Origin of the sequence: Lactobacillus nasalidis (assembly GCF_016587775.1) — a bacterium.
Classification (GTDB): domain Bacteria; phylum Bacillota; class Bacilli; order Lactobacillales; family Lactobacillaceae; genus Lactobacillus; species Lactobacillus nasalidis.
In genome coordinates this window covers 1-659 of record NZ_BOCG01000378.1, presented here as the reverse complement: position 1 = coordinate 659, position 659 = coordinate 1, and the positions used below count along the sequence as shown (strand labels likewise).

Sequence of the window (659 nt, the reverse complement as noted above, 5' to 3'; positions counted from 1 at the left end):
CGACTTCGGCGTCAACGACACCAAGCAGCCTTTTGAAGGGGCCGTCAACAATGTCAGCCGCCGCTACGCCAAGCCAATGTCCAAGTTCATGCAGGAAGTGATGGGCAAGTACATGACCGAGCTGCCGTGTGAGGTCTGCGGGGGCAAGCGGCTGAACGAAAAAGCCCTGGCCGTCAAGGTCAACGGCAAGGACCTGGCCCAAGCCAGCGACTTGTCAATTAAGGACTCCCTGGCCTTCTTCAAGGACGTTGAATTGAGCGAGCAGGAAGCCGCCATTGCCAAGCCGATCTTGAAAGAAGTCTGCGACCGGTTGAACTTCCTGGTCAGCGTCGGCCTGGACTATCTGACCTTGTCCAGATCAGCCGGGACCCTGTCGGGCGGGGAAGCCCAGCGGATCCGCCTGGCAACCCAGATCGGGTCCAACTTGTCCGGGGTCATGTACGTTTTGGATGAACCGTCCATCGGCCTGCACCAGCGCGACAATGACCGCCTGATCGCTTCTTTGAAGCGGATGCGGGATTTGGGCAACTCCTTGATCGTCGTTGAGCACGACGATGAAACCATGCGGGCAGCCGACTATCTGATCGACATGGGACCAGGAGCCGGCAGCCTGGGCGGGGAAGTCATGGCCGCCGGGACGCCGGAAGAAGTGATGGCCA

Annotated in this window: 1 pseudogene; it reads left to right on the top strand. The window is 59.8% G+C overall.

Features of this window, described 5'->3' with window-relative positions:
• Positions 1-659, top strand: a pseudogene (locus lacNas_RS06985) (excinuclease ABC subunit UvrA); the annotation flags it as partial.